Genomic DNA, 23,848 nt, shown 5'->3' with positions numbered 1-23,848 from the left:
ACGATTACAGAGAGCCGTACTTCTTACGCAGGCGTTGTCTTACCAACTCGGCCAGCGTGTTTACGAAGAACGTAAACAGGAAGAGTACGAAGGCTGCCAGGAACAGGATACGGTAGTGAGTACTACCCACCTCAGACTCAGGCATCTCAACTGCGATGTTGGCCGCCAGAGTACGCATACCCTCAAAGATGTTTACATCCATGATTGGTGTGTTACCTGTCGCCATGAGTACGATCATGGTTTCACCTACAGCACGACCCATACCGATCATAACTGCTGAGAAAATACCCGGGCTTGCTGTTGGCATAACAACGCGAACCAGTGTTTGCCAAGGTGTTGCACCTAGTGCAAGGGAACCGTATGACAGGTGCTTAGGTACTGCGAAGATCGCATCCTCTGTGATCGAGAAGATCGTTGGGATAACCGCAAAGCCCATCGCGATACCGACAACCAGAGCGTTACGCTGGTCGTAAGGAATACCTAATTCGTTACTGACCCAGTAGCGCATCTCGGTACCGAACAGCACCTGTTCGATTCCTGGTGCTATCCAGAAACTGAACATAGTTGCGATGATCACAACCGGTACCAGCAGGGCCGCATCCCAGCCTTCCGGAATCAGGAAGCGAATAGCTTTGGGTGCGCAGGCCCAGGCATAAGCAAAGGCAATAATGGCAACAGGCAGCACCAGTAAGGTGACAAAAATACCTGCCAGGTTCACTTCCATGAAAGGTGCCAGCCACAGACCGGCCAGGAAGCCCAGGATTACTGTTGGTAGTGCTTCCATCAACTCGATGAAAGGTTTTACCTTACGGCGCATCGCCGGAACCATGAAGTAAGCGGTATAGATCGCACCACAGATCGCTAGTGGTGTGCCCAGTAGCATTGCATAGAATGCTGCTTTAAGCGTACCGAATGCCAGTGGCATAAGGCTGTACTTAGGCTCGAAATCGTTGGTTGATGCAGAAGACTGCCAAGTGAATTCAGGTTCCTGATAACCTTCGTACCAAACTTTCTCCCATAGCGCGCTCCAGGAAATTTCCGGATGCTCGTTGTGGATCTTCCAAAGGGTCAGTTCACCGTTCTGTTCAACCAGTAGCGCATTAGAACGAGGTGCCAGTGCAATCATATCAACATTGCCCTTAGCTACCGCAGCGTTCAGTGAGTTACGCTCAGCTGTTGTCGTGAAGAACGAAATATCGCCAGAGTCTGTGATTGCAGCAAAACCTTTACGGCGGTGCTCGATAGAGATACCAGTGATCGGTGCACTACCGTTCTTGAAGTCACGAATTTTGGTCAACAACCATTCATTATCTTCGTTACGTACCAGGAACCACTGAGAGGTCTCACCTTTATCGTCAGAGATAAGCAGGGAGTTACCACCCAATAGAAGTTCAAAGGAGGTAATATTGCCAGGCGTTGCATCGATAAGCTGGGTAACCTTCGGGCCACCTTCCGCGTTCATATCGACCACACCCAGCTTGCTGTCTTCGCCAGAGATCAACATCCAGCGACGATCTGGCATCAGCAAAATTTTGTTAGCCGGAATGTTCATATCCGGCATGGCAACCAGATCACTTTCGGCCATCACTTCTTCAGTAATCAGGTTCTCAGTTAGCGAGATCTGTGCCGCATTCAGCTTAGACTGCTGTCCACCTACCAGTGTCCAGGTGTCTTCTTCACCGTTAAGCGCCAGTACTTCAAGAGGGCCATCGCTTACCTGAATCGTTTCAGCACCCAGAGGGTATTCGATACCTGGTGTGATAACACGTACACCGTTCGGGTAAGTTGATTTGTACTTGTGCTGGAATACCTGCGCCTGACCATTGCTGTAACCTAAAGCAAAGATACCGCTGTACTCAGAAGCCAGAGCAAAGCTGGTTACAGTCACGCCTTCAGGGAGAGATACGCTCTCTTTTTTAAGTACTTCGCCGTTACGCGTGTTAAAGAAAGAAAAAGTACCCGTGTCTGTAACGCGTAAACCGATTTCAGCTTGCTCTTCCATGGTCAGGTAGAGAGTATTGCCTTCACCGGGTACGGCATAAGGTGCAACGGTCTGTTCGTTATCCTGCCAGCGTTCAATTTTTGCTGACTCAAACAGAGGCGCTACTTCATAAAGAAGGTAAAAGAAAATCAACAGAATCGCGACAATAACGCTGATGCCACCAAAGGCGATGCCTGCCGATGCAAACTTATCTTTCAGCGCTCGGATATTCCGGTGGCGCTTAGCCGCTGGTGTGTCGAAATCCAGTTCGCTAGAAGCTGTGTTATTTGTACTCATGGCACAAGGGTCCTGAGGTTAACTAAAAATACGGCGCGTACAATATTAAAAGTTTGTTACACGAATATTACAGAAGGTGTAATAAACGAAATAAGGGGGCCATTTCTGGCCCCCTTATCTCAGTAAAGCAATTGGCTTGGGATGTATTACATGCCCAGAGCAGCCATCTGCTTCTTAACAACTGCAGCAGGTAGTGGGATGTAGCCGTCTTTAACAACAACTTCCTGACCTACTTTAGACATAACCATCTTCAGGAACTCTTTCTCCAGAGGAGCTAGAGGCTGACCTGGCTTCTTGTTTACGTATACGTACAGAGAACGAGCCAGTGGGTACTTGCCGTTCAGAGCGTTTGCAGGCGTTGCTTCAACAAATGCAGTACCTTCTTTCTTAGTCAGAGGCAGTGCGCGAACAGAAGCAGTCTTGTAACCGATACCTGAGTAACCGATAGCGTTCAGGGAAGTAGAAACAGACTGTACTACAGAAGCAGAACCTGGCTGTTCGTTAACGTTGTTTTTGAAGTCGCCTTTACACAGGCCTTTCTTCTTGAAGTAACCGTAAGTACCAGATACTGAGTTACGGCCGAACAGCTGGATGCTCTTGTCAGCCAGTGCACCAGATACGCCTACGTCACCCCAAGTTTTAGCGTCTGCAGCAGCGCCACACTTACGAGTAGAAGAGAAGATAGCGTCAACCTGAGCAATAGTCAGGCCTTTAACTGGGTTGTCTTTGTGTGCGAAAACAGCCAGTGCGTCGATAGCAACAGCAACTGGAGTTGGCTTGTAACCGAATTTCTTCTCGAAAGCTTCGATCTCTTTGTCTTTCATCTTACGAGACATAGGACCAATGTTAGAAGTACCTTCAGTCAGAGCTGGTGGAGCAGTAGAAGAACCTGCAGCCTGAATCTGGATGTTTACATTTGGGTAGCTACGCTTGAATTCTTCAGCCCAAAGAGTCATCAGGTTAGCCAGAGTGTCTGAACCAACAGAAGACAGGTTACCAGATACGCCTGAAGCTTTAGTGTATACAGGCAGGTTTTTGTCCAGCAGGTCAGATGCATTTGCAGCTACGCAAGTTGCAGAGATAGCAACAGCAGCAAACAGCTTTTTCATTGGTTTCATGTAGAGCTCCAGAGAGTCTTATTTAGTATGTTAGTTAAGATGGTGGAAGACTATAGGCTGCTTTAATGACAAAAATGTGACAGCAAATTGCAATTTTATTTTTTGTGCAGTTTTTTCAGCAATATCTTTGAACTATTACGACTTTGGTTTAGTCTGCGAGCCATAATAAGTAAAAAATGATGCTTTTCTGTTCGATTTCACACCAATATTGGGAAAGCAGAGCTAGGGTAGTAGTAAAAATGAACCACGAAATTGACAACAATCTTCAGCCTGAAGGCGAATTAAGCCTTCTTCTTCCAGCCGGCAGTGACGCGACTAATATGTTTGGTGATGTTTTTGGTGGTTGGGTATCAGCCAAGATGGTCCAGGCATCGGAGATATATGCAGCTAAACTTTCCAAGGGACGTGTTTCGACTGTCTCTATAGGACAGATGGCATTTATGTCTCCTGTTCGAGAAGGTACCGTGATGTCCTTCTATACCAAACTGATTGAAAGTGGACGTAGCTCGTTAAGAGTGAGTGTTGAAGCCTGGGGCTGCTGCCCGGATGGCTCTGAACTGCGAAAGGTCACCGAGACAGAGTGTGTTCAAGTGGCTATTGATGGTCACGGCCATATCCGTGATATCGCCGCTTTTGATTAAGTGTTGATCGACTGAATTTGTATTCGGGGGAGTGTATATGTCCAGGCACTATACAGGTAGCTGCCATTGCGGCGACATTAAGTTTAGCTTCAAAGCACCAGAGATTGTTGATGGATTACGTTGTAATTGCACTGTCTGTCAGAAAAAAGGTGCGATGATGAGTAACTTCTTTGTCGCACCTGAAGATATTGATATTGAAGCAAAAGAGGGAGCCATCGCTACTTATGAATTTGGCACCCATGTAGCTAAACATCACTTCTGTAAACGTTGCGGAATCTACCCGTTCCATCAAACGATGCGTAAGCCGGGGCATTATCGTATCCATCTGGGATGTGTTGATGGGGTCGATGTGCTTTCCTTACCCCATGTGCTGGTTGACGGCGCTTCCTTTTGACCCTTAGCCCAAAAAACTGCAACTGACACTTATGGTTGCAGTCTTGTGCTAAATATCTTCGGGTTTGTGTTGTAACTTTTCCACCAGGGAGACAAGTGTCTCGATCCTGGCATTACTGAGCTGCCGATAGTCCAGGTAAGGACAAACTATCAGCGATTGTGTTTCGTTAATAGCAAACTGATCGTCTAGCCAGAACAGCCCTTCCAGGCCGAGCTCCTTGGCATAAGTCCGCCCGGCCACGATATGGATCACATCGGGTGCTTGTGTTTCTGCTGGTGGCGGCGCTGAGAAAAGCAAAGCAACCGGCGACTTTTCCTGAAAAAGTATCTGATCCCGGTAGGCTTGCCAGCTTTCCTGACCTTGAGTATGTATCTGATAGATAAACTTCGCGCTGACGTTGAATATCTTTCGCCAGTGGTTGCCTGTTTTTAAAACGATCTGATCAATTTCTTGGGGGCTGAGAGCTTTGAGCACTTTGAGATCGCGGTACTCGTCCAGTTCAGGCCGATTGGCAATGTGAATCGCGATGCTGAAATTCTTAGACCCGAAGCCGATCATGCTGCCGTTTATTCCTCAAACTCGTTCTCAATGAAGCAGGACTTTTGATAATACCGGAAAAGTTACCATACTTTCTTCTAAGCACCGGTTAATTGTCCGGTGCTGTAAGCAAAGGGTGGAACTTATGAAGCTGACCCTGCTTGTTATATCGGCTTTCATAGCCGGAGCAGCGACGACACATATTACGCAGCAAGAGGAACAAGACTCTGAAGTCCTCTATTCATGTGATCAGATCATCGGCAGTTGGGTAGGGAAATCCGAGAACAGTGCGCTAGAGAGTAGTAACCGTTATGTAGAGACTTATTTGCCAAAAGGTTTGTATGTGAGTCGATTTACGACAACGGATTCGACAGGTTTTACGGAAGCTCAGACCGAACGGCGTATCTGGTTTTGTGACGGTGAAAACTTTGGGACTTATCTTGTGTCGACCAGCAGTGGTGCTACACCCCTAACGGCTTTGGCGCCGTACAAGGTTTATAAAATACTGCACCTGGATCAGGACACATTTAAGTATCAAACACTGATTGGATACAGTGTCGGCAAGGTCTATGAGGATCGTCGCCTGGCCGAAAATCAGAACTGATCCACCGCGACAATTAAATAGGCAGCCATTCGTGATAATGCCTAGCGTGGACTATTGCCGTTAAGTCGGATACTTTTGAGAAAACCGACCAGGAAAGTGAGTATGTCTTCCGAATACAACCACCTCGTTCATATCCAAACCCATGAAGAGTTAGCGCTGTATGAACTTATCCCTGATGTGGTCTGGGTTTTTGATCTGGATAAACATGGCTGGTGGTGGGGAAATTCTGCTGCGGTGGATTTCTGGAGCCTGAATTCACTTGAAGAGCTGATAAACAAAGACCTGTCCGGTGACACGCAGGGGGCAAGGGAAAGAACGGCCCAGACCTTTGAGCTTGCCGCTAAGAATGGTTTAACGATCGATCCCTGGACCACCTACCCGGGAGGCAAACCAAAAACCTTATTTATGCGCCATCGAGCCTGCTTGCTGGGGCCAGAACGCCATCGTGGAATTATCGCTTATGTGAATGAAGAGGTGAATCTGGGAGATACTCCGGAAAACCTGCTGCTAGTCGAGGCGATGCGCTATACCACTGTGCTGGTTACCAGTTTTACCTATGAGGGGCAGGTTGTGGTTGAGAACCCCGCTGCGACCGAAGCTTATAAGCATGTTCAGCATGAAGCGATGCCTGAAGGTAATTCGCCTTTCAGTATGCGATTTGCCGATCCGCAGGAAGGTCAACAATGTCTGAAGCGGGCTATCGAGAAGCAGGGAGGTCGTTGGACTTATCAGATGAAAACGGCGCAGGGGCTGCGTAAGCATACTCTGGATATTCGGATCACCCGACATCCTCTCAGCGGTGATTTTCTGATTCTTATGGCTGAATATGACGTCACCGAACTGCATCAGGCGATCGATAAGGCGGAAGAGGTGCAGGGGGAATTACGTCGCATGGCCCATTACGATGCGCTAACTGGCTTGCCATCGCTATATTTCCTGTTGGAACAGGCCGAGATGTTCTTCTCCAGAGCGCAGCGTAATCAGGAAAGTGTCGCCATACTCTTTATCGATCTGGATGGCTTTAAAAAAGTTAATGATACCTGGGGACATCCGGTTGGTGATCGTGTACTCGTTGAAGCGGCACAGCGTATATCAAAAGAGCTGCGTCGTTCCGATCAGGCGGCACGCATTGGTGGTGATGAGTTTGTCGTGATGCTGGATGGAATACGTATGCCTGAAGCAGCAGGAGATGTTGCACAAAAACTCATTAATGCACTGGAGAAGCCTATCTGTTTTAGCACCGATGAGGGGGTAGAAGTTGAGGCTCTGATCAGTGCCAGCATTGGCATTGCGCTCTGCCCTGAGCATGGTGAGGATCTGGAACGACTGATTAAAGCAGCCGATGTGGCTATGTATAAGGTCAAGCGTTCAGGAAAAGGGGCATTCTTCATTGCCTCCTGAGCAGGTTAGCTTTAGTGTCGCATAGCGATCTCTTTGGCCAAGATGCTATCCGCATCCAGATCAGCGATAGCCTGCTTCTGATCAGCTGGGATATCCCCACTTAATTGAAGTGCCAGATAACGCATACAGCACACCCTTAAGAATGATGTGAAATTTCCAAGGTCGTGACCCGCATCGATCGATTCGTGATAGAGGCGGGTCAGCATCTGTGGGATATTCATTCCGTCACGCTCTGCGACCACCTCTAGCGTACTCCAGAAATAGTTTTCCAGGCGTACACTGGTCACCATTCCGTCGATGCGGATCGAGCGGGTACTGCTTTTCCAAAGTTCAGGATCTGCGTTGATAAAAAGTTTACACATCGTTGTTCAATACTCTGAATCAGAGGCCGGACCGATTCGGCAGGCCTCTTCATGTTAGCTGTCAGTCTAGTTTAGCAAAGCCATAAATTGAGCAAGCCAGGCGGGGTGCGCAGGCCAGGCAGGTGCGGTAACCAGATTACCATCAGTGACTGCCGAATCGATCTCGATCTCAGCATAACTTCCACCTGATTGAATCACTTCTGGCTTACATGCTGGGTAAGCGGAGCAGGCTTTGCCTTCCAGAACACCAGCGGCGGTTAGCAGCTGTGCGCCGTGACAGATGGCCGCCACGGGTTTATCTTCAATAAAAAAGTGGCGGACCATCGTGAGCACCTCATCATTCAGGCGCAGGTATTCCGGAGCGCGACCGCCCGGGATAACCAGTGCATCGTAATCAGCGACATTAATGTCGGAGAAGGTCGCGTTTAAAGTGAAATTATGCCCGCGTTTCTCGGTATAGGTCTGATCGCCTTCGAAGTCGTGAATAGCGGTGGCAATAGTATCGCCGCTCACTTTATCAGGACAGACTGCATCAACATGATGGCCAACGGCCAGCAGGGTTTGGAAAGGTACCATGGTTTCGTAATCTTCGGTGAAATCACCGGTGATCATCAGAATCTTTTTATTATTCATATCTCTGCTCCATTTGAATGGCTACGAAAATAGCCGGATCAAAATATCAGCAGTGAAAAGTGAAGTGGTATTAGCCGATTACTACAGGGCAATCAGTCTTTGGATAGGTAGCTTCGCACGATCTGATCAAGCTCTCCAGAGGTGATTATTCTCTCAATGGCCTGATTGATCGGTTCAACAAGGTCGATTCTTTTCCGGTGAATGCGAATATGCAGGCTCGCCTGATCATGGACGGGCCCTTGTTCAACCTGAGCTACTTCTTCAGAGGCAAGTAAGATGTCTTCATTAACAATGCCCACATCTGCCCGGCCAAGTGCTACAGCGCGTATGAGGGCCTGCTCATTGTGATAGTTCAGGCGCTCTCCAAAGTAGGCTTCTCCGCGATAGTCGAAACCCCGTATTGTGGCGACACGCTTATTGCTAAGTGAGGATAATTTATCGATCGTAAATGCTTGTTCCTGTGGGAATATAAAAACGTCTTTAGTCCAGTAGAAAGGTTTGCTGAATATCTGAATCTCCTGCTCTTTGGGGCGCTTTCGCCAGGCAGGATTTGCGCAACAAGACAAGCTATATTGGTTTGTTTCAAAGTCGACCCGACGGCGCATAGGGGGAACAGGTATCAGTTCAGGGGTTAGGCCTGCTTCAATTAACACCGCTCGGAAAAGGTCAGGGTAGATTCCTCGTGCCTCTCCCTTAATAAGCAGGGCCAGGGGCGGTCTGGGCTGATCATAGATAGGCACTTTGATCGCTTCAGCTTTGAGCAGGAGCGGGAAAAATAGCAGCAATAACAAGGTAAGCCGTCTGAGCATAGACAGGTCCATAGGTCGAAACAGACCTTAGTAGTCTAGTACAGAGAGGGAAAAGCGCTGGGTTGTTTTGGCAACCCAGCGAGTCATCAGTTACAGAGGGGTTAGGTTAGCAAACCCGACCACCAGCCATTTGGGGCCCTCGTAGTCGAAATTCACTTGTACCCGGGCTTTAGCACCGGAACCTTCAAAGTTAAGTACGGTACCTTCACCAAACTTGCTGTGCATAACCCGCGAGCCAAGTGCCAGATTGGTTTCAGGGACTTCGCTGCTGCCCAAAGAACTACTTCCGAACAGGCTGCTACCCTGATTGTCATTGTAGCGGCTTGTCATTGGTCGACTGACACTGGCATTCAAACGAACCTCTTCCATCAACTCGGAAGGTATCTCACTGATAAAGCGGGAAGGTCGATTGTAAGTATCCTGACCATGTAAGCGACGGGATTCTGCGTAAGTGATAAATAGCTTCTGCATCGCACGCGTGATGCCCACGTAGCACAGGCGACGTTCCTCTTCGAGGCGTCCTGGCTCTTCGATCGACATTTTGTGCGGGAACAAGCCTTCCTCGACTCCGGCCAGGAACACCTGGGGGAACTCCAGACCTTTAGCGGAATGCAAAGTCATCAACTGAACACTGTCCTGGTACTCATCGGCCTGAGCATCCCCTGCATCCAGTGCAGCCTGATCCAGGAAGGCTGCAAGGGGAGAGCTGAACTCCTCATCAAGAAACTCATCCCACTGGCTGTTGAACTGTTTCGCCGCAGTGACCAGTTCTTCAAGGTTTTCAATGCGGGACTGGGCTTTCTCGCCTTTCTCTTTTTTGTGATGCTCGATCAGCCCTGAATGCTGGATCACATGCTCGGTCTGTTCATGAAGCAGCGTATCTTCAGTATCCTGGGCCATTTGGTTAATCAGATCGAGGAATGCCTGTAGCGCGTTGGAGGCACGTGCCGGTAAACGTTTAAGCTCGACGATCTCGTTGGAGGCACGCCACATTGAGATTCCCTGACTACGGGCATGCTCTCGAATGATCTCAATGGTGCGAGTTCCGATACCACGGGTCGGAACATTGATGACACGCTCCATGGAGGTGTCATCATCACGATTGTTCATCAGGCGTAGATAGGAGAGGGCGTTTTTAATCTCAAGACGCTCATAGAAACGTTGGCCACCATAGATTCGGTACGGAACACCGCTGCGAATTAAGGCTTCCTCAAGGACGCGTGACTGGGCATTGGAGCGGTAAAGAATTGCACACTCTTTACGTAGGTTACCTTCCTGGCTCCATTTTCCGATCTGATCGACGATAAAACGGGCTTCATCCTGTTCGTTGAAGGCCGCATACAGCGAGATCGGATCCCCTTCACCTGACTCCGTATGAAGCTCTTTACCTAAACGCCCCTGGTTGTTGCGAATCACTTCATTGGCAGCACGCAGGATTGTTTCGGTGGAACGGTAATTTTGCTCCAGCTTGATTGTTTCAACGCCCGGGAAGTGTGTTGATAGGTTTTGAATGTTTTCGATTTTCGCGCCACGCCAGCCGTAAATAGACTGATCGTCATCACCCACGGCCATCAGCTTCTGCTGTCCGCCACAGAGCAGCTGCAACCAGCCATATTGAATGGTGTTGGTGTCCTGAAATTCGTCAACCAGGATGTAGCGAAAACGCTCCTGATAATGTTCCAAAAGCGCCGGGTTCTTATCGCGGAACAGTTCCAGTGAACGCAGCAATAGCTCACCAAAGTCGATCATCCCACCACGCTCACAAGCCTGCTCGTAGGCTTCATACATGGCGACCATCTGCCGGTCATTCAGATCATGGCGAGGTTCAATATTCTTGGCACGCAGACCGTTATCTTTTTTGTCGTTGATGTACCACTGGAACTGACGTGGAGGCCAGCGCTTATCATCCAGCCCCATCTCTTTGGCAAGACGTTTGATCAGGCGTAGCTGGTCATCACTGTCCATAATCTGGAAATTTTCAGGAAGCCCGGCATCCTGCCAGTGTGCGCGCAGCAATCGATGAGCAAGGCCATGGAAGGTACCGACCCACATCCCCTGAGGATTTAGCCCCAACAACTCCTCTATACGGCCGCGCATCTCTTTAGCGGCTTTATTGGTAAAGGTTACCGCCATAATCGAATAGGGGGAAATCCCCTCAGTCTGAATCAACCAGGCGATCCGGTGGACCAGCACGCGGGTTTTACCTGAGCCAGCACCGGCCAAAACCAGTAAATTTTTTACCGGCGCAGTTACCGCATTGCGCTGGGCATCGTTCAGAGAATCGATAATGTGGGTTACATCCATTGCTGTTCTTCAGTCACTGTATAAATAATCAGTGACTGATTATAGCGAGAGTTTGGATAAGAGGGCAGGGGCAATTTGCAGAATTAAAAAAGCCCCCGAAGTAACGGAGGCTCTGTAAAAGTATTCTGCAGCGGGTTCAGGGGAGTTTACCTGGATTTTCCCGACGGTAGATCAGAATACGTTTCAACTCATCTGGATCTTTGAGCTTTTGCTCACTATTTTCATCCAGCCAGGGGATCAGACGTGATAACCAAAAACGCATGGCAGCAGTACAGGTCAGTATTGGCCAGGCTGCAGATTCATCCTTAGTAAAAGGGCGGGCCTGAGCATAAGCTTTCAACAAGCCTTGTTCACGATCTGCATCGATCGAACCATCGGGGTTACAACACCAGTCATTTGCAACAATCGCCAGGTCATAGAGTAGAAAAGCGGTTGCCGCATTGTACAGATCCAGCACTGCACTGATTTGTGTACCCTGAAACAAAACATTGTCATGGAACAGGTCGCCATGGATCGTACCGCTTTTGATATCACCGGGGTTTTCCCGCAGCTGGTCGAAGCGGATCACTTCTTCCTTCAACATAGCGGCATCAGCTTCAGGTAACTGTGGAGCGATCAGTTCGCTCTCACGGCGCCACCAAAAAACGCCACGATGCGCCTGGCGTTTAAGGTAAAAGTCTTCGGCGGCGACATGGAATTCACCCAGTACTTTTCCTATAGATGCGCAGTGTTCGGGCGTGAGTTCAGTCTGGCCGACATGATCACCATAGAAACGCGGTTGTAATGCGGCAGGCCGGTTCTTGACCTTTTTAAGGCCAATACCATTACGGTCTTTTATCGCATAAGGTACCGGAATATCCCGCTCAGATAGCCATTGATTCAGCTCGATAAAATAGGGAAGCTCTTCGTAGCTAAGTTCTTCAAAGAGAGTAAGTACATACTCATCTTCTTTGTCACCTGACTTAAGGGTGACAAAATAGTTGGTGTTCTCGATACCGCCTTCTATGCCTTTGTATTTGGCAAGCTGGCCGAGATCATAATCCACCAGTAGCGACTTAAAGTCGCTGTCATTGAGTTCAGTGTATACAGCCAAGAGTGATACTCAGTTAAATTACTATCAGATTACCAGCGAAACAGAACCCATTTAGGGATCAATAACTGGGACTCTTCGTGACGGATGAAATCGCCTTCACCCGGTGCTGGTACCAGATAATACTCTTTACCGTTTTTCGGTACGACCTTGATCTCTTTCAACTGACCATTTATGCGGTACTCATAATAAGTTTTTTCCGCTTCATGGAAGATGGTGATCTGCGGTTCATTCTCGTCAACCAGCGGAGGTACTTCAGCTTGTACCATCGGAGCGGCGAGCAGAATTGCAGCTAAGAGTAACTTTTTCATCTCTATTTCCTATTGTCGGTTTGTGCGGTGGCGCTTATCGACTATGATCTGTCCTTTGAAGAGTAACCAACCCGGATATACCAGATGAGCGAACAGCGCCAAGCCACCCTTTCACCTCTCATTTTAGTCGACGGCTCCTCTTATTTATACCGTGCGTTCTTTGCTTCACAGCAAGCGGACCTAAGAAATTCGGCTGGAATACCAACCGGAGCGATCCGTGTTGTGACTTCCATGATGAAAAGTCTGATTAAACAGTATCCGGAAAGCCCGGTTGCGGTCATTTTTGATGCCAAAGGCAAAACGTTCCGTGACGAAATCTTCAGTGAGTACAAAGCCCAGCGTCCACCCATGCCGGATGATCTTCGAAGTCAGGTCGAGCCTATCCATAAGATTATCAAAGCGATGGGCTTCCCGCTGATTGTGGAAGAGGGTGTAGAGGCTGACGATGTGATCGGCACGATGGCCCGTGAGGCCAGTGCTAAAGGTATCGCTACGTTGATCTCAACGGGTGATAAAGATATGGCACAGCTGGTGGATCAGCATGTGACGTTGATCAATACCATGACCGATACGGTAATGGATGTTGAAGGGGTGAAAGATAAGTTTGGTATACCGCCTGAGTTGATTATCGATTTCCTGGCATTGATGGGAGATAAGGTCGATAACATTCCGGGCGTGCCAGGTGTCGGAGAGAAAACCGCGCTGGCGTTGCTGCAAGGGATTGGCGGTTTGAAAGACCTTTACGCAAATCTGGATAAGATTGCCGATCTTGGGTTCCGTGGTTCGAAAAGCATGGCTAAAAAGCTCGAAGACAATCGCGAAGCAGCTGACCTTTCCTATCTACTGGCTACGATTAAAACCGATGTTGAGCTACAGGAGTCGGTAGAGGATTTTGTCAAACCTGAGCCGGTTAAAGAGCAGCTTCTGGAACTGTTTGAAGAGTTTGAATTTCGCAGCTGGGTTAAAGAGCTTGAGTCGGGTGAGTCTGCAGCTTCAGGCACTGATGCATCTGATGACGAGCCCGAGCTGCCCGAAGCACCCTCTGATGTTGAGTATGACACGGTACTGGATGAAGCAACTTTAGATCAGTGGCTGGAAAAGTTATCCACAGCTGAGTTATTCGCATTCGATACGGAAACCACCAGCCTCAACTACATGGAGGCGGAACTGGTGGGCGTTTCTTTTGCGATTGAACCAGGGAAAGCGGCTTATGTTCCCGTTGCCCATGACTACATGGGAGCGCCTGAGCAGATCACTCGTGAAACACTGCTGGAAAAAATGAAACCGCTGCTGGAAAGTAGCGATCATAAAAAAGTGGGTCAGCATCTTAAGTACGACATGAATGTTCTGGCACGCTATGGCATTGAGCTGACCGGAATCGAATTCGATACGATGTTGGAATCTTATGTATTGAACTCTACGGCTACCCGTCATGATATGGACAGCCTGGCAGATCGTTATCTGGGCCTTAAAACGATTAAGTTCGAAGATATTGCCGGTAAGGGCAAGAAACAGCTGACTTTTAATCAGATTGAATTGGAACAGGCTGCGCCTTATGCCGCTGAAGATGCGGATATCACCTTGCGCCTGCATCAGGCAATTAATGCTCAACTTAGCAAAGATGAAACCCTGACCTCTGTTTTTAATGATATCGAAAGGCCGCTGATCCCTGTGCTATCACATATCGAGCGAAACGGGGCTTTAGTGGATGCCTCGATGCTGGGAGAACAGAGTATTGAGTTGGCAGAGCGTATGGTTGAACTGGAGCGTCAGGCCTATGATATTGCGGGAAAAGAGTTCAATCTGGCTTCACCTAAACAGCTCCAGCAGATCCTTTTTGAAGAGCTGAGCATTCCAGTTATCAAGAAGACGCCTAAAGGGGCGCCATCCACTGCGGAAGAGGTATTACAGGAACTAGCGCTGGATTACCCGCTACCGAAGCTGATTCTGGAACACCGCAGCCTGAGCAAACTTAAATCCACCTATACCGATAAACTGCCGCTGATGATTAATCCGGGTACTGGGCGTATACATACCTCTTATCATCAAGCAGTGACAGCAACAGGCCGGTTATCTTCTACCGATCCAAACCTGCAGAATATACCTGTGCGTACCCAGGAGGGGCGTCGTATTCGTCATGCGTTTATCGCGCCTGAAGGTTATAAGGTTGTCGCGGCGGACTATTCGCAGATTGAATTGCGCATTATGGCGCACCTGTCACAAGATCAGGGGCTGCTGGATGCATTCTCCAAAGGTGCGGATATTCACCGTGCTACCGCAGCGGAAGTGTTTAAAGTTGAGCTGGATCAGGTTAGTGATGATCAGCGTCGTAGTGCTAAAGCGATCAATTTCGGCCTGATCTACGGAATGTCAGCTTTTGGTCTGGCGAAGCAGCTGGGTATCGCGCGTAAGGATGCCGCGCAGTATATCGAGCACTACTTTGAAACCTACCCAGGTGTTCAGCACTACATGGATGATATCCGTGCTAAGGCTCAGGAACAGGGGTATGTTGAGACCTTGTTTGGTCGACGTTTGTACCTGCCTGAGATTAAAGCCCGTAACGCAATGCGTCGTCAGGCTGCAGAACGTACTGCTATCAACGCGCCGATGCAGGGGACAGCAGCAGATATCATTAAGCGGGCAATGGTGACTGTGGATAAGTGGCTGGCAGAGTCTGACTTTGATGTGCGTATGATCATGCAGGTTCACGATGAACTGGTCTTTGAGGTTCGTGATACACAGGTGGATAGCTTTGTTGAAGCGGTGAAAGACAAGATGGCTACAGCGGCCGACCTTGATGTCCCTTTGCTGGTGGAAGCGGGTGTAGGTGAAAATTGGGAGCAGGCGCACTAATAAGGGTTGCAAAAGCTATTGTGACTTGGCATTCCTTTCTAAGTACCTGATATCAGAAGCTCAAAAAATGTTTGTATATTTTTTGAGCTATCTGGGGAACTTTCATTTTCAAAGCAGGTCTACTTTTTAAGAGTCACGTATACGTTCATCTAGCCATGGTTGTGGCTCTTTACAACAAGCATGCGTTAAAGCCCTGAGAAATTGACAGTTCCCCTTCCTAAGTTTCCCAGGGCTTTCTTTTATTCTTCTGTTATTACTTCACTCTCAAAGTCCGTCTCTTCAGGCAGAAGCCAATGATCCAGGCGATTACGCAGCTGATCTACACCTTGTTTCTTCAAAGCAGAAAAGGTTTGTACGGTGACCAGATCTCCCAGCACGGCCTGTAACTCTTTACGGAGTTTTAGCATGGTCGATTGGGCGGGCCCTTTTTTCAGTTTATCCGCTTTTGTTAGCAGAACGTGTAGCGGCATTTGCGAATTTTCGCACCATTCGACCATCATCTGGTCAAACTCTTTCATTGGGTGGCGGATATCCATCACCAATACCACCCCCTGAAGGCACTGGCGTTTCTCCAGATACTCACCCAGGTGCTTTTGCCAGTGAACTTTCATCTCTACAGGTACTTTCGCATAACCATAACCAGGTAGATCGACCAGACGAACACCTTCAAGGTTTAGATCAAAAAAGTTGATGAGCTGAGTTCGGCCGGGGGTTTTTGACGTGCGGGCCAGCTTGCCGTTGTTGGTCAGTGTGTTAATGGCGCTGGATTTACCCGCATTTGAGCGACCCGCGAACGCCACTTCAGCGCCAATATCTTCCGGGCACTGATGTAATTTTGCCGCGCTTTTATTAAATCGCGCGGAGTTATAGTGAACAATTCTTTGATCTGAAGACATATTTTTTGGTCGCTTTTTGGCAAATCACTACTAAAGGAACAGAGATTGCCGTTCCAGTTTGTGTGGATATTGGTTTATAATTGCGCCAATTTTACCTGCGTTCAGGCTTTAGCTCTAGTCCGCGGGGAAGTGAGGATAAGATCGGTCGCCGCATTTTGCCTTTGTCATCATGCATTTGGCCGTCCAAAAAATTTTAATAGCAAGAGTCTGGGTTCATCGATGAATAAACTACTGATTAGCTTGCTGGTGACCATTGGTATCACTGGTGTAGCTCACGCGGCAGGTGATGCTGCTGCAGGTAAAGGCAAAACTGCTGTATGTGCTGCTTGTCACGGTGCTGACGGTAACAGCGCGATCGCTAACTTCCCTAAGCTGGCAGGTCAGAATGAAAAATACCTGATCAAGCAGATGGATGATATCAAATCCGGTAAGCGTCCTGTTGTAGAGATGACTGGTCTTCTGGATGCAATGAGCGATCAGGACATTGCTGATATCGCTGCTTACTTCGCTAAGCAAAACGGTACAGTTGGTCATGCGGCTAAAGATCTGGTTGAACAGGGCCAGAAGATTTACCGCGCGGGTATCGCTTCTAAAGGTGTAGCTGCATGTACTGCTTGCCACGCACCAACAGGTGAAGGTAACGGCCAGGCTGGTTTCCCAGCAATCGGTGGTCAGCACGCTGCTTACACTGAAAAACAGCTTCAGGCATTCCGCAAAGGTGAGCGTAACAACGATCCTCAGCAGATGATGCAGGATATCGCTGCTAAGCTGAGCGATGCTGAAATGAAAGCTGTATCTAGCTACATTCAGGGTTTGAGCAAGTAAGTTCAGCTCAGGTTAAAAAAAGGCAGCTTAGGCTGCCTTTTTTGTGTCTGGTAGGAACTTATAATTTGTTTTATTGTCTACCACCCCGTCTTATTGTGTTCGGAGCAAGTAATAATGAAAAAGTTTGGGTTGATGTTAGTGGCTCTGCTTCTGCCATTTATGGTTCAAGCAGAAGAGTATAAAGAGGGTGTTCATTACAAACAGGTAGCACCAGGCCTGACTTCTAATAAGGGTAAAATTGAAGTTATCGAGATGTTTGGTTACCCGTGCCCGCATTGTAATAGCTTTGAACCATTGATTAAGCATTGGGATAAGAACAAGAGCGAAGATGTGAATTTTGTTCGTGTTCCGGCTGCCTGGAACCCTAGCTGGGAACAGATGGCGCGTGCTTACTACGCTTCAGAGGTATTGAATACACTGGATAAAACCCATGAGCCGACCTTTCATGCTGTACATGTAGAGCGTCGTCGTTTCAGAAGTGTTGATGACTTCGCAGATTTCTATAGCAACCTGGGTGTTGAACCTAAGAAGTTCAAGAGTGCGTTTAAATCGTTTGCCGTTAATACCAAGCTAAGACAGGGTGACCAGAAGCTGACGAAATATCAGATTCAGGGTGTTCCGGCGATGGTGGTCAATGGTAAGTATCAGGTTACCGCTGCGATGGCGGGTGGTCATAAGCAGATGCTTGAAGTTGTCGATTACTTGGTAGAAAAAGAACGTAATTCAGCGAACTAATCAGATCTGAGTAAAAAAAACGCCCTTTATGGGCGTTTTTTTGTTTTAGCGTTGATTTCAGCCCTAGTGTGGAAGTCAGAGTTCGACTAACATAATCTTAACCGACATTGTTTGTACTGTGCTCCGAGGAAATCGCGTGGCGGAAGAAAACGTAGACTGGAAGAAAAAATACCGGGAACTCACCCAGGAGTTTGAGCAATTCGAACGGAAAAGCCTGGACACTGAGCAACAATTGCGTCTTCTTGCGAGTCATTTCTCTGTCGCCTTAGAGGGTGAAAACTCTGAATTTGATACTGAGCTAAGTGCGCTTAAGCCTCTGCTTCAGGATCAGTGTGTCGAGCACCTTGGTTTCCTGCAAAAAATCAGCCGCCGTGTCGAAAAACAGATCCAGAATCGCGAAGAAACGCGAGCCCGCAATGCCAAAGATACCGTGGCGGCACTCCTTAAATGGATACGGATGTTGCGAACCCAGGTGCAGAACAGCGGTTCGCAGAACTTGCTGGATTCTCTGGAAAAGCGCAGTAAAGATGTCGAAGAAAAAGTTTATGAACTGCCGTCGGTACTTCGTGACCTTATAGAGCTGCAAAGCCATATTGAAACCGGTACCGAATCGGATGCTTCTTTCAGTGACAGTGATTTCTCTCTGGACGCGACAGCCTCAAGCGAAGCCTTAGGCGATGAAGTACGTATTCTCCTTAATCGTATTGGCGCGGAACTGCTAGAGCTGATTAGCGGCCTTTATGTACCCAAAGAAGAAACTCCAAATGCTCGTGAACTGGTCAAACGTATTGAGAAGGGCTTTGAGCTTCCACACCTTCCGGAGATCGTTCATCAGGTAGTGCAGCTGGTTATTAAGTCTACAAGTAACACCAGTGAAGATTTTGAGAACTATCTGATCGAGCTGAGCTCACGTCTTAATGAAGTACAGACATTCGTTGTGGATAGTCGCCAGGAGCAGGCTGAAATTGGCCAGAGTCAGAAAGATCTGGATCTTCAGGTACGCCGAGATGTTAAAAAATTACACCTGACCGTGAAGAATACCCACGAGATCGGTGACCTTAAAAAAGCAGTTTCACAGCAGCTATCCGGTCTGGTTAAGGCGATGGATAGTTTCAAGAAAAAAGAAGAACAGCGTGAACAACGCCTTCAGGGTCGTTATGAAGATCTGATCGGAAAAGTCGAACAGATGGAAGAGGAGACCCGTAAGGTTAAGGCGCATATGGAAGAGGAGCGTTTACGCGCGCGTACTGACCCTCTCACCGGTTTGCCGAATCGTGCCGCTTACGACGAGCAGATTGCTCAGGAATATGAGCGTTGGTCCCGTTACCGTACCTCCTTCTCAGTTGTGGTTGCGGATCTGGATTTCTTTAAAAAGATCAATGATACCTACGGTCATTTAGCGGGCGATAAAGTGCTTCGCCTGGTCGCTAAAGTGATCACCAAAAATATCCGTGTTACTGATTTTGTTGCCCGCTATGGTGGAGAGGAATTTGTTATTCTTCTGCCATCTACTGTTGCTGAGGAAGCAGCGCAGGCAATGGATAAGTTGCGCGAGTCCCTTGCTAGTAGTCCATTTAATTTCCATGGCAAGCCCGTGGGGATTACAATGTCGTTCGGTGTTACAGAGATTAAAGAGGGAGACTCCCTTGATGATGTCTTTACCCGTGCTGACGAGGCCCTTTATCAGGCCAAAGAGGATGGACGAAATCTGGTTCGGTCAAATTAACACCGGCGATTTCTTTTTTTTAAATATTTGTAACAGGGTTTCCCCGCAGTGAAACGTCTTTCACGCATTCTGAAGATAGTTCAGGTATTCGCTCGTTATCGTTTAGATACCTTATTTTTAAGCCTCTCGCTGCCCTGGTATGCGAGGGTGCTGTTCTGGTTGATGTTATGGCGATACCTGATTCCTGCGCGTCAGCCCGAGGCCGTTAGGGTACGTTTAGCGCTTGAAGCGCTGGGTCCGGTATTTATCAAATTTGGCCAGATGCTGTCGACGCGTCGTGACCTGTTACCTGATGAGTTAGCGGAAGAACTGAAGAAACTTCAGGATCGGGTGCCTCCCTTCTCGGGACCTAAAGCTCAGGCGCTTATAGAGCAAGCGCTTGAACAGCCTGTATCAGAGCTATTCTCTGAATTTGAGGTAGAGCCACTGGCTTCTGCTTCGGTGGCACAGGTACATAAAGCGACGATGAATGATGGCCGAGAGGTTGTCGTTAAAGTGATTCGTCCAGGTATTGGCAAAACCATCAGAAAAGATGTCGACTTGTTGTATACCATGGCTCGACTGGTACAGGCTGTTTGGCAGGAAGGCCGCCGATTGCGCCCGGTTGAAGTGGTTTCGGAATACGAACAAACCATTTTTGATGAGTTAGATCTGCGTAAAGAAGCGGCCAATGGGTCGCAGCTAAGACGCAACTTTGAAAACAGCGATATTCTTTATATTCCGGAAATCTACTGGGATTTCACACGTGCAAATGTTCTTGTAATGGAACGTATTCATGGTATCCCTGTGGCTGAAGTTGATCAGCTCAATGAGCAGAATACCAATATGAAACTACTCGCTGAACGAGGGGTAGAGATTTTCTTCACTCAAGTGTTCAGGGACAGCTTCTTCCACGCAGATATGCACCCGGGAAACATCTTTGTATCGCGCAATAATCCATCATCCCCCCAATATATCGCGGTAGATTTCGGCATCATCGGTTCTCTGACTCCCGAAGACCAAAGCTACCTGGCGCGTAACTTTCTGGCCTTCTTTAAGCGGGATTACCGCTTAGTAGCACAGCTTCATGTGGATTCAGGTTGGGTCCCAGCGGATACAAATGTTGATGCATTTGAAACTGCTATACGTAGTGTTTGTGAGCCTATTTTTGAAAAGCCGCTTAAAGAGATCTCCTTTGGTCAGGTGTTGTTAGGATTGTTCCAGACGGCCAGACGCTTCAATATGGAGGTTCAGCCGCAACTGGTGCTCCTGCAAAAAACCTTGCTGAATATAGAAGGGTTAGGCCGTCAGCTTTATCCTGATCTGGATCTGTGGAAAACCGCGAAGCCTTTCCTTGAAAACTGGATGAAAGAGCGAATGGGTCCCAAAGGGGTTTATCGTTCAATCAAACAGCAAGCACCTGATTGGTTGGAAAAGATGCCTCATATGCCGCAGTTGGTATTTGATGCGCTAAATCAGGTCCGTAACTTAGATAACAGTCGTCAGCGAGATATCAGGGCCTACCAGCAGGCTAAGGATGAGCTGGAGACGCGTAGCAGTCGTCGACGCTATGCCGGGATACTGTTTATTATTGCGGCTCTCGCAGTATCTAATCCCGCTATGATGGAATGGTTATGTGAGCTTCCTCCGAGTAGCTGGTTGCTGGGGGCGATAGGGTTGTTCCTGCTCTTTAAAAGGAGTTAGTCCTCCTTTAGGAGGGGATGGTGGAAGTAATATTGATCGGGTATGCTTCCGCAACGTGAATTAGCAATAACTAAAGTGAGATATGAGATGAGTGATGTATTAACTCAACTGGGCGAAGTTTTGGAACAACGTAAAGGTGCTTCTCCGGATAGTTCTTATGTCTCCAGTTTGCATGCCAAGGGTCTGAATAAGATTTTAGAAAAGGTCGGTGAAGAAGCGACTGAAACGATTCTTGCGGCAAAGGACGCGGAAACAAGCGGCGATAATAAAGATGTGATTTATGAAACCGCTGACCTTTGGTTCCATTCTTTGGTGGCTTTGTCACATTTAGGTGAAAAACCTCAGGTAGTATTAGATGAGTTAGCTCGACGTTTTGATCTTTCTGGTTTGGAAGAGAAAGCGTCACGTAATAAAAAATAAAGGCTAACCTATATCCGGTTGTGTGTTCTGTTGTATAGCCCGTGGTGAAGAGGCTGCAGAGTGTGTATATCAGGATGAATATAGAGTGGCATTTAAAGACCGTGCGCCTAAAGCACCGGTTCACCTATTGGTGATACCATGTCAGCATATACGGAATTTGAATGACCTTCGGGAGGCGGGTGCTGCATTGGTTGCACATCTGGTATTGAAATCCCGGAAATTACGCAGAGAACTGGCCTCATTGATGGTGAGCGTACTATTACCTATTCAGGTATAGGCGAGCATCAGGAGGTTTATCATATGCATTATCATATTTTAGGTGGCGGGCGTGATCCTGCCATGTAAGAACGGAGAGTAAAAATGGGTTTAGGTGGTATCAGCATTTGGCAGCTACTAATTGTACTGGCAATCATCATTCTTATTTTTGGTACTAAGAAATTCAAAAACATCGGTAGTGATCTTGGCGGTGCAGTAAAAGGCTTCAAGAAAGCTATGACCGATGAAGAAAAAGAGAAAGAGCAGGAAAAGGCTGACCAAAAGCAGATTAAGCAGGAAGATGCTGATTTTACAGAAGCAAATAAAGCTGATGTAAAAGATGAGCAAAAGTCTGATAAGTAACAGGCTTACTTAATGTTTGATATTGGTTTTGCTGAGATTCTGATCGTTGCTGTCGTGGCCCTGGTTGTTTTGGGGCCGGACAAACTACCCGTGGCCGTTAAGACAGTCGGTTTATGGGTGGGGCGTATCCGTAGGACAGTCTCTTCGATTCAATCTGAGATCAGTGAAGAACTCAGGGTTGAAGAGATGAAGCGCACTACGGCTATAAAGAAAGAGGAACTGGAGAAAGAGCTTAACGAGATGCGTCAGCCTTTCCAGGATGCTCTAAACGAAGAATCTCCTATGGCTGCAAAAGCAGCGTCCCCTGATGAGTTAAAAGCTCAATCAGAACAGGCAGAGACTGTAGAGCCTGCTGAGTCTGATAAAGAACCTAGTACTAAAAAATAATGAGTGATAAGAATCAGGGAACCCCTGAACAAGATCAGGAACAGCCACTCATCAGTCATCTGGTGGAACTACGCCAGAGACTTATGTATGTTCTATTTGCGGTCTTAGTTATCTTTCTGGGTCTGTTCTATTTTGCGAACGATCTATATACCTACTTATCTGCACCGCTGACTGCTCTGCTGCCGGAAGGCACCAGTATGATAGCAACGGATGTCACATCACCCTTCTTTGCACCATTTAAGCTAACACTGGTTGCTGCGATTTTTCTGGCAATGCCATTTGTGCTTCATCAGATCTGGGGATTTATCGCACCGGGTTTATATAAGCATGAAAAGCGCCTGGCCGTTCCGTTGTTAGTCTCAAGCATCTTTCTCTTCTATGCCGGTATAGCCTTTGCTTATTTTGTGGTGTTTCCACTGATCTTCGGCTTCTTTACCAGCGTAGGTCCCGAGAATGTAGCGGTGATGACGGATATCAGTAGTTATCTAAACTTTGTTCTGAAGCTGTTCTTCGCGTTTGGTGTTGTGTTTGAAATTCCAATCGCAACTTTGTTACTCATCTGGACAGGTGCTGCAACCCCAGAGGGGCTTCGACAGAAAAGGGCCTATGTAATCGTCGGTTGCTTTGTCTTAGGTATGTTGCTGACACCCCCGGATGTTATTTCGCAAAGCTTATTAGCAGTTCCAATGTGGTTACTGTTTGAAGCAGGCATTCTTTTGGGTGTGATCTTTGTCCGAAAGGAGAAAGAGGAAGAAGACGAAGAATTAGAGGATGAATTTGCAGAAGCAATGCAAGAAGAGGAAGAGAACAGTAAATAAGCTTCTTATCTTGCAGTAGAACTTCAAAAAGGCGGTTTCAGAATGTTGAAACCGCCTTTTTTATTCCAAGTTGTACGCCAAATAATCAGCTCTGGTTGTTCTTTGATCGATTTAAGTGGTTTCTGCACTTTTTTACGGTTTTTTTAAGTTTTTTTACATTGGGGTGTTGACCCTTTCTGAGATGTCTGTAGAATTCGCCGTCCTTGCTTAGGGAGGCCGCAAATTAAGGCGGTTTTGAACTGAGTTAAGGGCTGAGTAAGTGGTTGAAAACGTTGAGTTTTTAGATTGCTTACGCAGCAGGATTCAAAGCCCGGTTGCTGAGTAAAAAAATTTACAAAATTGCAAAATAAACGGTTGACTTTGAATGAGCGCAAAGTAGAATATGCGCCTCGCTTGAGACGAAAC

At 47.7% G+C, this 23,848-nt stretch carries 24 protein-coding genes; 14 read left to right on the top strand and 10 right to left on the bottom strand.

The annotated features are described in order from the left end of the window. Positions 1–4: 4 nt before the first annotated feature. Complete coding sequence (locus MED92_RS10550; protein ID WP_007021527.1) at positions 5–2,278, bottom strand: ABC transporter permease subunit; 2,274 nt, start codon at positions 2,276–2,278, stop codon at positions 5–7. 146 nt (positions 2,279–2,424) lie between these two features. Then, positions 2,425–3,396 carry a PstS family phosphate ABC transporter substrate-binding protein gene (locus MED92_RS10545; RefSeq protein ID WP_007021526.1) on the bottom strand — a complete coding sequence of 324 codons (972 nt, stop codon included), beginning with the start codon at positions 3,394–3,396 and terminating at the stop codon, positions 2,425–2,427. Positions 3,397–3,635: 239 nt separating this feature from the next. Here MED92_RS10545 and MED92_RS10540 point away from each other — a divergent pair, with 239 nt between their 5' ends. Both MED92_RS10540 and MED92_RS10535 read left to right on the top strand, forming a co-directional pair. Next, the gene (locus MED92_RS10540; RefSeq protein WP_007021525.1) at positions 3,636–4,037 is read left to right on the top strand and encodes an acyl-CoA thioesterase; all 402 of its coding nucleotides are present in this window, start codon (positions 3,636–3,638) and stop codon (positions 4,035–4,037) included. Positions 4,038–4,074: 37 nt separating this feature from the next. Continuing rightward, on the top strand, positions 4,075–4,431 hold the full coding sequence (locus MED92_RS10535) for a GFA family protein (RefSeq protein WP_007021524.1): 357 nt from the start codon (positions 4,075–4,077) through the stop codon (positions 4,429–4,431). A gap of 48 nt (positions 4,432–4,479) precedes the next feature. Here the strand turns inward: MED92_RS10535 and MED92_RS10530 are convergent, their stop codons facing one another. Then, positions 4,480–4,989 (bottom strand): DUF6942 family protein, encoded by a 510-nt coding sequence (locus tag MED92_RS10530; RefSeq protein WP_007021523.1) that lies wholly within the window; start codon positions 4,987–4,989, stop codon positions 4,480–4,482. A gap of 124 nt (positions 4,990–5,113) precedes the next feature. On the opposite strand from MED92_RS10530, the gene MED92_RS10525 reads away from it, so the two are divergent. After that, positions 5,114–5,572, top strand: coding sequence for a hypothetical protein (locus MED92_RS10525; protein WP_007021522.1), 459 nt, complete (start codon positions 5,114–5,116; stop codon positions 5,570–5,572). A gap of 102 nt (positions 5,573–5,674) precedes the next feature. Beyond that, positions 5,675–6,973 (top strand): GGDEF domain-containing protein, encoded by a 1,299-nt coding sequence (locus MED92_RS10520; protein ID WP_007021521.1) that lies wholly within the window; start codon positions 5,675–5,677, stop codon positions 6,971–6,973. Positions 6,974–6,984: 11 nt separating this feature from the next. On the opposite strand, the gene MED92_RS10515 is transcribed toward MED92_RS10520, so the two are convergent. From MED92_RS10515 to MED92_RS10490, 6 genes are all read right to left on the bottom strand, one after another. Next, positions 6,985–7,335 carry a ribbon-helix-helix domain-containing protein gene (locus MED92_RS10515; RefSeq protein WP_007021520.1) on the bottom strand — a complete coding sequence of 117 codons (351 nt, stop codon included), beginning with the start codon at positions 7,333–7,335 and terminating at the stop codon, positions 6,985–6,987. 66 nt (positions 7,336–7,401) lie between these two features. Then, complete coding sequence (locus MED92_RS10510; RefSeq protein WP_007021519.1) at positions 7,402–7,968, bottom strand: DJ-1/PfpI family protein; 567 nt, start codon at positions 7,966–7,968, stop codon at positions 7,402–7,404. A gap of 92 nt (positions 7,969–8,060) precedes the next feature. Then, complete coding sequence (locus MED92_RS10505) at positions 8,061–8,777, bottom strand: substrate-binding periplasmic protein (protein WP_162010864.1); 717 nt, start codon at positions 8,775–8,777, stop codon at positions 8,061–8,063. A gap of 90 nt (positions 8,778–8,867) precedes the next feature. Beyond that, the gene (uvrD, locus tag MED92_RS10500) at positions 8,868–11,081 is read right to left on the bottom strand and encodes a DNA helicase II (protein WP_007021517.1); all 2,214 of its coding nucleotides are present in this window, start codon (positions 11,079–11,081) and stop codon (positions 8,868–8,870) included. Positions 11,082–11,217: 136 nt separating this feature from the next. Continuing rightward, a complete protein-coding gene (locus MED92_RS10495; protein ID WP_007021516.1) occupies positions 11,218–12,174 on the bottom strand; it encodes a homoserine kinase in 957 nt (318 codons plus the stop codon). 29 nt (positions 12,175–12,203) lie between these two features. Then, entirely contained in the window at positions 12,204–12,482 is a 279-nt protein-coding gene (locus MED92_RS10490; RefSeq protein ID WP_007021515.1) for a DUF2782 domain-containing protein, read from the bottom strand. An 84-nt stretch (positions 12,483–12,566) separates the two neighbouring features. Here MED92_RS10490 and polA point away from each other — a divergent pair, with 84 nt between their 5' ends. Next, the gene (polA, locus tag MED92_RS10485) at positions 12,567–15,335 is read left to right on the top strand and encodes a DNA polymerase I (protein ID WP_007021514.1); all 2,769 of its coding nucleotides are present in this window, start codon (positions 12,567–12,569) and stop codon (positions 15,333–15,335) included. A 239-nt stretch (positions 15,336–15,574) separates the two neighbouring features. Here polA and yihA read toward each other — a convergent pair whose 3' ends face one another. Then, the gene (gene yihA / locus MED92_RS10480; protein WP_007021513.1) at positions 15,575–16,231 is read right to left on the bottom strand and encodes a ribosome biogenesis GTP-binding protein YihA/YsxC; all 657 of its coding nucleotides are present in this window, start codon (positions 16,229–16,231) and stop codon (positions 15,575–15,577) included. 219 nt (positions 16,232–16,450) lie between these two features. On the opposite strand from yihA, the gene MED92_RS10475 reads away from it, so the two are divergent. The 9 genes from MED92_RS10475 (at position 16,451) to tatC (ending at position 23,443) form a co-directional block, all read left to right on the top strand. Then, complete coding sequence (locus MED92_RS10475) at positions 16,451–17,056, top strand: c-type cytochrome (protein WP_007021512.1); 606 nt, start codon at positions 16,451–16,453, stop codon at positions 17,054–17,056. Between the two features lie 114 nt (positions 17,057–17,170). Further along, on the top strand, positions 17,171–17,791 hold the full coding sequence (locus MED92_RS10470; protein ID WP_007021511.1) for a thiol:disulfide interchange protein DsbA/DsbL: 621 nt from the start codon (positions 17,171–17,173) through the stop codon (positions 17,789–17,791). A gap of 136 nt (positions 17,792–17,927) precedes the next feature. Further along, entirely contained in the window at positions 17,928–19,517 is a 1,590-nt protein-coding gene (locus MED92_RS18565) for a GGDEF domain-containing protein (protein WP_007021510.1), read from the top strand. A gap of 48 nt (positions 19,518–19,565) precedes the next feature. Then, the gene (gene ubiB / locus MED92_RS10460) at positions 19,566–21,200 is read left to right on the top strand and encodes a ubiquinone biosynthesis regulatory protein kinase UbiB (RefSeq protein WP_007021509.1); all 1,635 of its coding nucleotides are present in this window, start codon (positions 19,566–19,568) and stop codon (positions 21,198–21,200) included. A gap of 87 nt (positions 21,201–21,287) precedes the next feature. Continuing rightward, a complete protein-coding gene (locus MED92_RS10455) occupies positions 21,288–21,620 on the top strand; it encodes a phosphoribosyl-ATP diphosphatase (protein ID WP_007021508.1) in 333 nt (110 codons plus the stop codon). Between the two features lie 22 nt (positions 21,621–21,642). Continuing rightward, positions 21,643–21,897, top strand: a complete 255-nt coding sequence (locus MED92_RS18845) for an HIT domain-containing protein (protein ID WP_007021507.1) — start codon at positions 21,643–21,645, stop codon at positions 21,895–21,897. An 83-nt stretch (positions 21,898–21,980) separates the two neighbouring features. Then, entirely contained in the window at positions 21,981–22,238 is a 258-nt protein-coding gene (tatA, locus tag MED92_RS10445; RefSeq protein ID WP_007021506.1) for a Sec-independent protein translocase subunit TatA, read from the top strand. A gap of 12 nt (positions 22,239–22,250) precedes the next feature. Beyond that, entirely contained in the window at positions 22,251–22,625 is a 375-nt protein-coding gene (tatB, locus tag MED92_RS10440) for a Sec-independent protein translocase protein TatB (RefSeq protein ID WP_007021505.1), read from the top strand. Next, on the top strand, positions 22,625–23,443 hold the full coding sequence (gene tatC, locus MED92_RS10435; RefSeq protein ID WP_007021504.1) for a twin-arginine translocase subunit TatC: 819 nt from the start codon (positions 22,625–22,627) through the stop codon (positions 23,441–23,443). The genes tatB and tatC overlap by 1 nt, the downstream gene beginning before the upstream one ends. Positions 23,444–23,848: the final 405 nt, after the last annotated feature.

Origin of the sequence: Neptuniibacter caesariensis (assembly GCF_000153345.1) — a bacterium.
Taxonomy (GTDB): domain Bacteria; phylum Pseudomonadota; class Gammaproteobacteria; order Pseudomonadales; family Balneatricaceae; genus Neptuniibacter; species Neptuniibacter caesariensis.
The sequence above is the reverse complement of the archived record's forward strand: the minus strand, read 5'-3'. Positions and strand labels throughout refer to the sequence as shown.